Genomic DNA, 8,124 nt, shown 5'->3' on the forward strand with positions numbered 1-8,124 from the left:
TTGGATAGCGCGTCGGCCGGCCTGGATCGCACCAGCGCCAACGTCGTGCATCGACACTACCCAACAATGATGACGCTGAAGATACAGCGTCGAAACGCAACCTAAGAAGCTCTCCGCCTTGGCGTTGTCGTAGGGGTTGCCTCTGCGGCCCATCGAGCCGTTCAAACCGCTGGCACCGAGTGTCTCCCGATAGAGCTGCGCGGCGTATTGGGCGGATTCAAGCGGTCGTCGCAACACCTGAACGAAGGAGGTTGCGATGGGCATTGGAAAGCGACGATCACACCGTTCTGGACGGGCGCCGTTGCTGTCACCGGGACGTCCGCCAGTGGCGGAGCGATCTGAACTCCAGCGATTCTGGTTGGGGATAGCGCAGGGGCTGACCAGCGAAGATGCTGCGCTGGCTGCTGGTATGTCGCAGCCTGTTGGAACCAGATTGTTCCGACAGGCGGGCGGCATGGCACCAGCGATGTTCAGATCTTCCACAAAGCGCCGCCTGATCCTGGGCTGCAGGTCATGCTCGCGCATCAGGCGCCGGATCTTCTTGGGGTTCACGACGAGGCCTTGCTGACGCAGCGCAGCGCCGACGCGGCGATAGCCGTAGAACTCGAACTCGTCGCTGATTGCGAACATTGCCTCGACGATTGCGGTGTCGTCGGCCGGCTTCTCCAAGCGGTCGTAGTAGGTGGAGCGCGCGATTCCCGTCAACCGGCATCCTTCGGCAACGCTGATGCCGCGGGGCCGGTGATGACCTAGTCCCGCTTCTCGGCCGCGGTGCGTTTCTCAGCGCCCCTTTAGAAACTCCAGTCCAGAGCCTGCTTACCGACCAACCTTCGAGCGCTGGAGCTTCGTATTCCTGGATCAGGTCGGCGGCCTGCGCATCATCGTCGAACGCGCCTTGCTCATATTTGCGGACTCAGATGCGGATCAGGTTGGGCGACACATCGTGATGCTTAGCCAGGCCTTCCAACGTCTCGCCGGAGATGAACTTCTGCGCGACCTGGCGTATGAACTCGATGCTGTGACTGCGGTGCTTTGCCATGGGTTCTCTCTCCGAAAACCCGGAAGGCTGGTCAATCCACACATCCCGATCTGTCCACCCTCATGGGCGCGAGCAAAGTGGCCGCGGCGCGCAAATTGGCGGTGATTATGCACACGATGCTCAACCCTGGCGAGCTGTTCAATCCGAATGAAGGAACCACCAGAATCTGAGCGCCTGAGGCGTCCCCGCCGGGACGTGAGCCGAGCCATTCCGCTGATGCGGTTGCACCGCTGTCTCAGCAAAGTGCGTCGTCCACATTGAAGGCTCGTCCCGCAAAGCTCCATCATGCGGCGGCCGACGTGGACCGCGAAGACAACCATGCATTCGGCAATGCCAAAACGGGGTGCGATGCAGCGTCCGTCAAGGTTTACCTGGGCCGGATTGCGCGTTTTTAGCAAATTTGCCAAGACGCGCTGTGGTCCGACGAGGATCCATCCGAGCATCCGATTCACCGGCGTCGGCGCTTACAGGTTGCGGCACGGCTGTTTGTTCCGTCGGCCTACCGACCATCGATTGATGCATCCCTTTTACCGAGGCCTACAGCCTCCTAAGCCAGCAGCGACGGGCGGCGCGTGTGCCAGTCAGTCTCCCGCTGATATGCGTCGGCCACTTTCAGCACGCTGGCCTCGGCGAAGGGGCGGGCGGTGAAGGAAAGACCAATCGGCAATCCATTTGGATCAAAGCCGCAATTCACGCTGGCCGACGGCAGGCCCAAATAGTTAAAAACCGCGGTATTGGCGTGGATCGTCAAAACTTTGCCCTCGATGCCGGGTGGACCGATATCGACGTCTGTTTCAGTCAAAGTCGGGAGGCACGTCGGGATGGTGGGCGTGGCCACCACGTCGACGAGGCTGAACACCTCTTTAGCGAACTCGGTCAGGATCGGTCCGCGCCGCGATAAGGCCTCGACATGGTACGATGCTGGCACGGCGTAGCCCGTGTAGAGCCAGCTTGAGATGTGCGGAGCGTAGTCCTGTGGGCGATTGCGCATCCACTGCGCATGGATGGCCGCCACCTCCACCCGGGACATGATGCCGGAATAGGCTAGGATGGCGTCGAGTTGCGGCAGCGCGATACACTTGACCGTGGCGCCACGCTTACCTAGCACTCTGATCGCCTCCTCAAACGCGAGCGCCACCGGCCGATCAGCATTGTCCAAGAAATACTTCGTGGGTACACCGATCTTAAGGCCCCCGACCTCACCATCCAGTGCCGCCTCATAGTCGGGCACCTTTTCGGTCGACGTGGTTGGATCTAATCGATCGTGACCAGCAATCACCGAGAGAATGCGGGCACAATCGCGGGCGGTGCGGGCCAAAGGTCCGACATTGTCACCGGAGAAGGAGAGCGGCATGACGCCGGCGCGGCTGACCCGGGTTTGGGTTGGCTTGATGCCAGTCACGCCGCAGGCAGCCGCCGGCAGCCGAATCGAGCCCCCGGTGTCGGACCCGAGCGCCGCATAGGTCATGCGAGCGGCAACCGCCGCACCTGAACCCGATGATGACCCCCCGGGAATGTAAAGCGAGTTCCACGGATTGTGACAGTCGCCGAATTCTCTATTGTGCCCAGTTGTGTTAAGCGCGAATTCGGCCATGTTGAGTCCGCCGAAACTGTAGGCACCGGCCGCATCCATGCGGGCGAGCACAGTCGCGGTCAGCTCGGGCACGAAGTCCTTGCGGATACGCGAGCCGCAGGTGCATGGCTTCCCCTTGCGGTAGAACATGTCTTTGTGCGCCATCGGTACACCATGCAGGCGGCCAAGCTTGGCGCCTTTTTTCACCGCCTGATCGGCCTTGCGCGCGGATTTGCGGCCGGCTTCGTAGTCAAGCCAGATGGTGGCGTTGACGTTTTGGTTCGCGCGCTCGATGTTGGCGAAGCACGCATCGAGGAGCTCGAGCGACGAGAGCTTGCGCTTCAGCACCGCATCGGCCGCTTCGACCAGTGTCAGATCGGCGGGACCTGTCATTGCCGACTCCTATGCGATGACGGCTTCTTCGCCGCGTGCAGCGCCGCCGCGAAGCTCGCCGGCTCGTCCTCGAAGCGCAAGCTGCCGCGCTGGCGCTCGACCATGCGGATCAGATCGGCGAGATCGGTCGCCATGCTCATCGACTGCTCATTAGGTACGGATATACCGTGCCACGCAGCAACCCACCATTCGACACGCTCATAAAATTCGCCCATCCACTTTGCTTTTTCCATACTCTCCAAACGCCCTTCTCCACGGCCACAGCACCGGCTTCCATACTATGTTCTATCAGCTGCTTTACAGCAGTTTCGCGGCAGCTGCTTCAATACCTCTGACGATCGTCAGCGCCAAATCTGAGCCGCTACTCGTTCGAAATTTCCACCCAGGATGTTCATAACATCATCCTCAACAAAACTATGGAGTAGCTCTTCTGTTAGCCTGGGAAGTTGTTCCGGCTGTGCAAAGACCTTTTTCTGCTGTTCAGCCAATGTGACGTTAGGCCAACACTCTGGATATATCTTGGAGAATTTGACGACCTCATCCGGATCAATAACTGAATCTATGCCGATCCCAACGTGATTAACTCCAACAAGATCGGCAATGTACTTGATATTCTTGGCTATCGCCGCAGGACTGCAGTCATTGTCGGCAAGAAATGCCGATGCGCCGTTGACACCAATGACCCCACCCGTTCGCGCACATGCTATGATCTGGTCGTCCTTTATGTTCCGCGGGTGATCCCATAGCGCTTTAGGATTCGCATGCGAGAAAATAACGGGCTTGTTAGAGAGCTCCATTATCTCCATCGACGACGAATAGCCAGTATGAGAACAGTCGACGACCATTCCAACGCGGTTCATCTCAGTCACGACTTGCCGTCCCAACACAGACAGAGGAGCATCTACATCCATACACCCGCCTGCGTAGTCGCTGTTCTTATTGTAGGCGAGGTTCATTTGCCGCACTCCGATCTGGTAGTACACTGACACCAAATCGACGTTCTTATTGAGGGAGTCTGCACCTTCTAGATCGAACGCTATCGCCAGTTTTCGCTCTTTTTTCGCCCGTCGAATATCGGTGATCCGCTCGGCGAGGACATAGCTGTCAGCATGTGTCTCGATCCAGCGGCGATAATGCGCGGCACATCGCAATGTCTGGTCCCACGTCATGACACCCCATCCAACATTGACGCTGAGATAGGATGCCCCCGATAGGAGCCATCTCTCCAGAAATCTTAAGTCCAGATCAGGATACGGAGCGAACCCAGCATGATCGTCCCAAACCAGAGCATCACGATGAACACGCGCAGCGTCTGGATTGACCCCCCACTGCGTAGTTTCTTTTCCGATCACGGTCATTACTAATCTCTTTCTTAGTCCGCTTGAGGAGATCGTTCGTGCATAAGGTCGACCTAATTGATGTTACCGCAGCATCCAGGATGGGCCAATACCGACGGCTCACACCTCCTCAGCGAATTGTTCTCGACTTATGTTCCTAGAATGACCAGCGTGTCAATTCTTGAATTGAAACGGTGTCAAACGGCCTTTCAGCCAGTGGCCATGATACTAGATCCATCCCGGCCCAGACTGACCTGCCGCCGAATTTTCATCCGGCAGCAATTGGAGCCGCGGCGGTTTTGCTCTGAGACCGAAGTTTGGAGCGCCGGAGGCTGGGAGTTTTCCGGCTGCTGCTCTGAGACCGCCTTGCAATAGGCCGATGAACACATTAGCCCCGTGCCCCATGAAGCACGGCTTCGCCTCCTTGCCTTACCCCTTGCGGTAGAGCCTGGCGTCGGGATCGGTGGTCGAGGCATGCGTCTCGTTCAAACGCTTCCGGCCATGGAAGTCTGCCTCCGTATTGCGCCCGCCACCCTCTGCTGGCGGCTCGCCCGAGCCATCCTTCGGCTTGACGCTCTTCATCGAAGCCCAGGCCTCGATCAGCGTGCCGTCGACCCAGAAGTGGTCCGTAGATAAAGGCCTCTTCACCTTGGGCTGAGCCAGCACCGCGCTCAGGAAGTTCAACGCGATATCGCCCTCCAGCAGCCAGCCGGTCGCGGTTGTTCGAGAACATCGAATGATCCCAGGCCTCATCATCGATGCCGATCACCACGAACCAGCGAAACAGAAGGTCGTATTCCAGCCGCGCCATCAGAAGTCACTCCGAGCGGATCGAATAGAACGCCTGCAGCAGCATCGCCCTGAGCAGCTTCCCAGGCGGGATCGATGGCCGCCCGGTCGGCGAATAAAGCCGCAAACTCCTGCGCCAGCGTCGACAGCGCCTCGTTCACGATCCTCCGGATCGCACGAGGCGGATGATTGCGCCGAACCCGCGTCTCAAGATCCACATAGCTGAACAGTTCGCCGCTTCGTTCGTCTTCGCCGCGCACCTATCACCTCCGAATCCATCTGGAGACAATGAATCACGCATAAAGGGCCGCAGCGTCGCCTTGTTCAACAGATTGGGTATTCGGCCCGAGCTGTGCGCCCTGACCAGCACCCTCATCCTCGATGAGGATGGCGTCTACGATCCGGCCAGCTTCAACGACAGACTTCTTTTGGGTTTGAAAGGAACGATGTCGGAAGCGGAGTTGCACTTCCTCAAGGCGCGCATGCGCGGCGGCCAACTCAACAAGGCAAGCCGCGGCGATCTGAAGATAGGGCCGCCAGTGGGCTTGGTCTACTTGCCCGATGGCACCCTCGCACTCGACCCGGACGCCGAGGTGCAGGCCGCGCTCCGCATGGTGTTCACGACCTTCGAGCGCCTGGGCAGCGCAACCAGAACCGTCAAGTTCTTCCTCGACGAAGGCATTCTGTTCCCGCGACGACTGCGCAAGGGACCGCACAAAGGCGAACTCATGTGGGCGCCGCCACGGCACGCCCGCATCCTCCAGGTCCTGCATAATCCGAGATATGCCGGCGCCTTCGTTTACGGTCGAACGCGTGGACGGCCCCGGCCGGGCGGCGGCGTCTCTCAGATCAAGGTGGATATGGCTGACTGGCGGTTCGTCATGCCCGACCTGCATCCGGGTTATATCGACTGGGAGCGCTTCAAGGCCAACCAGGAGCGTCTCGCTGCCAATGCACAAGCCTATGGAATGCAGCGCCGCGCCGGGCCGGTCCGCGAAGGATCCGCCTTGCTCCAAGGCAGAGTTCTCAGCGACCTTTGCGGCGGGCGCATGGGCGTCCATTACAGCCAGGAGCACGGTCAGCCTGTCCCGACCTATATCTGCCAGGAGACTGCCACCCGTCGCGGCGGCAAAGTCTGCCAGTCCGTGCCCGGCAAAGTCGTCGACCCGGCGGTGGGTGCATTGCTTGTCGAGCTGATGACGCCGATGACCCTTGAGGTCACCCTGGCGGTGCAGCGCGAGCTTGAGGCACGCGCCGCCGAGATGGACACGTTGCGCCGACAGCATATCGAGCGGACGCGTCATGATGCCGAGCTCGCCCGGCGCCGCTACATGAAGGTCGATCCCGACAATCGCCTCGTTGCCGACACTCTCGAGGCCGAGTGGAACGAGAAGCTGCGGCTCCACACCGACGTCGTCGAGGACTATGAACGACGCGCGCCCGAGGAAGCCGCTGCCCTCGATGCCGAGACGCAGCAACGCGTCCGCGACCTTGCCGAGCAGTTCCCGCGGATCTGGGGCGATCCCCGCATCGGTGTCCGCGAGCGCAAGCGTATCCTGCGGCTGCTGGTCGCCGACGTCACCCTGGTCAAGGCCGAGACGATTACTGCAAACGTGCGACTATCCGGCGGGGCGACCCGCACCTTGACGCTGGAGCGGCCTTTGCCGATCGCCCAAATCCGCAAGTTCAAGCCTGAGCTCGTCGCCAAGGTCGACCGCTTGCTCGACCGATATTGCGATCGCGAGATCGCCGATATCCTCAATGAAGATGGCCTGCGAACCTGGGAGGGCAAGCCGTTCAATCTCAAGAAGATCGCCTTCATCCGTGGAGCTTACAACCTGCCCAGCCGTCGCCAGCGCCTGCGGGATTGTGGTCTGCTCACCACGCAGGAAGCGGCCGAACACTTCGCTGTCGCCGAGACCACGGTGCATCAATGGGGGCGCCAGGGGCTCATCACCAAAGTCTGCAGCGACAGTCTCAACCGTGGTCTGTGGGACATTCCTCACGACATCGAGATCATCAAAGGCCGCCCGGGCCGAAACGCCGTTGCCGCCCGCCGTGCCTCAATTACCGTGCCGTCAACCGCCGTCTTCATCCTGTCGTAGAGGATCTCGATCGGCACGCCGCCAATGGCCTCGAATGCCTGCATATGACAGCGCAGCAGCGTCTGCAGGTCCTGGTGCATGACATAGCGGGCGAAGATGTAACGCGAATGGCCAAACACGAGCGAGAACAGCCAAACGATGCGCATCACGCCCGGCGCGTCGGTGAACTCGGTGACGAAGCGCGCGAAGTCGACCTGTGCCTGATATCCGGCCGGCGTCTCGAACCGCACCTCGAAGGGACGCACCTCCTCCTGCAGTCGGATCGCGGCCACGAAGCGCTTCACAGCGGTGTAGGCGCCGTCATAGCCGCGCTCACGAATCTCGCGCGTCAGGCGCACGGCGCTCAGATCGGGAAAGGCCGAGACCCGTTCGCGCAGATAGTCGACGAAGGGCGCGATCTTGTTTGGCCGCCCCGCCTGTCGTGGGCCATAGGCGGGGAGTTCGAGCCCGCGCTCGATGTATTTGCGGACCGTCTTGGGATCGCGGCCCGTTCGCCGGGCGATCGCGGTCACGGACAGGCCCTGGCGGTGCATATCCAATATCATCCAGAAGTTCTCCAAGTCCACGTATAGAGCTGCGAAGGAGCTACGCCAAACGCTTGCGCGACCTCGGTCACCGACGACCCCGCCGCGCTCGCAAGGTCGACCAACGCGCGCTTCTCCGCACAACTCCACAGCCTCCGTTGCCGTACGCGGCCGGGCATCGTTGCACTATCTTCAGCCGCCGCGGTGCTGCTGATCTCGGCGACCACATCGCCCTCTGCATGTTCCAGTGTCATGGCGCCCGGCACCGGCACGACGCACAAGGGCGCGCTCTGGGTTTACGTCGCCGACGACCGCAATTCGGGTTCGCAGGAGCCGCCGATCGCCTGGTATCGCGCCACCATGG

The 8,124-nt window shown here is 60.5% G+C and carries 6 protein-coding genes and 4 pseudogenes; 2 read left to right on the forward strand and 8 right to left on the reverse strand.

Features of this window, described 5'->3' with window-relative positions; translation table 11 throughout:
• Positions 1 to 256 precede the first annotated feature (256 nt).
• Positions 257 to 487, forward strand: a pseudogene (locus RFM41_RS34360) (helix-turn-helix transcriptional regulator); the annotation flags it as partial.
• Between the two features lie 56 nt (positions 488 to 543).
• Here RFM41_RS34360 and RFM41_RS34365 read toward each other — a convergent pair.
• The 6 genes and pseudogenes from RFM41_RS34365 to RFM41_RS33645 all read right to left on the reverse strand — a co-directional run.
• Positions 544 to 630 (reverse strand): annotated as a pseudogene (locus tag RFM41_RS34365) (hypothetical protein); the annotation flags it as partial.
• A 283-nt stretch (positions 631 to 913) separates the two neighbouring features.
• The gene (locus RFM41_RS33625; RefSeq protein ID WP_320253465.1) at positions 914 to 1,039 is read right to left on the reverse strand and encodes a hypothetical protein; all 126 of its coding nucleotides are present in this window, start codon (positions 1,037 to 1,039) and stop codon (positions 914 to 916) included.
• 547 nt (positions 1,040 to 1,586) lie between these two features.
• Entirely contained in the window at positions 1,587 to 3,005 is a 1,419-nt protein-coding gene (locus RFM41_RS33630; RefSeq protein ID WP_320253464.1) for an amidase, read from the reverse strand.
• Entirely contained in the window at positions 3,002 to 3,145 is a 144-nt protein-coding gene (locus tag RFM41_RS33635; RefSeq protein WP_320253463.1) for a hypothetical protein, read from the reverse strand. Before RFM41_RS33635 ends, RFM41_RS33630 begins: the two co-directional genes overlap by 4 nt.
• A gap of 201 nt (positions 3,146 to 3,346) precedes the next feature.
• On the reverse strand, positions 3,347 to 4,363 hold the full coding sequence (locus RFM41_RS33640; protein ID WP_320253462.1) for a dipeptidase: 1,017 nt from the start codon (positions 4,361 to 4,363) through the stop codon (positions 3,347 to 3,349).
• Positions 4,364 to 4,774: 411 nt separating this feature from the next.
• Positions 4,775 to 5,391: pseudogene (locus tag RFM41_RS33645) on the reverse strand (transposase); the annotation flags it as partial.
• 60 nt (positions 5,392 to 5,451) lie between these two features.
• Between RFM41_RS33645 and RFM41_RS33650 the strand changes: the two are divergent.
• On the forward strand, positions 5,452 to 7,236 hold the full coding sequence (locus RFM41_RS33650; protein ID WP_430691606.1) for a recombinase family protein: 1,785 nt from the start codon (positions 5,452 to 5,454) through the stop codon (positions 7,234 to 7,236).
• Here the strand turns inward: RFM41_RS33650 and istA are convergent.
• Together istA and RFM41_RS33660 are read right to left on the reverse strand one after the other, a co-directional pair.
• Positions 7,200 to 7,781 (reverse strand): annotated as a pseudogene (gene istA, locus RFM41_RS33655) (IS21 family transposase); the annotation flags it as partial. The gene RFM41_RS33650 and the pseudogene istA sit on opposite strands and share 37 nt — an antisense overlap.
• Complete coding sequence (locus RFM41_RS33660) at positions 7,778 to 8,014, reverse strand: transposase (protein WP_320319350.1); 237 nt, start codon at positions 8,012 to 8,014, stop codon at positions 7,778 to 7,780. The gene RFM41_RS33660 and the pseudogene istA, both read right to left, overlap by 4 nt.
• Positions 8,015 to 8,124: the final 110 nt, after the last annotated feature.

Origin of the sequence: Mesorhizobium vachelliae (assembly GCF_033977325.1) — a bacterium.
Taxonomy (GTDB): Bacteria; Pseudomonadota; Alphaproteobacteria; order Rhizobiales; family Rhizobiaceae; genus Mesorhizobium; species Mesorhizobium vachelliae.

Coding starts and splice junctions, on each gene's coding strand:
- RFM41_RS33640 (WP_320253462.1), bottom strand. CDS start 4,363: ATGACCGTGATCGGAAAAGAAACTACGCAGTGGGGGGTCAATCCAGAC.
- RFM41_RS33630 (WP_320253464.1), bottom strand. CDS start 3,005: ATGACAGGTCCCGCCGATCTGACACTGGTCGAAGCGGCCGATGCGGTG.
- RFM41_RS33625 (WP_320253465.1), bottom strand. CDS start 1,039: ATGGCAAAGCACCGCAGTCACAGCATCGAGTTCATACGCCAGGTCGCG.
- RFM41_RS33635 (WP_320253463.1), bottom strand. CDS start 3,145: ATGAGCATGGCGACCGATCTCGCCGATCTGATCCGCATGGTCGAGCGC.
- RFM41_RS33660 (WP_320319350.1), bottom strand. CDS start 8,014: ATGACACTGGAACATGCAGAGGGCGATGTGGTCGCCGAGATCAGCAGC.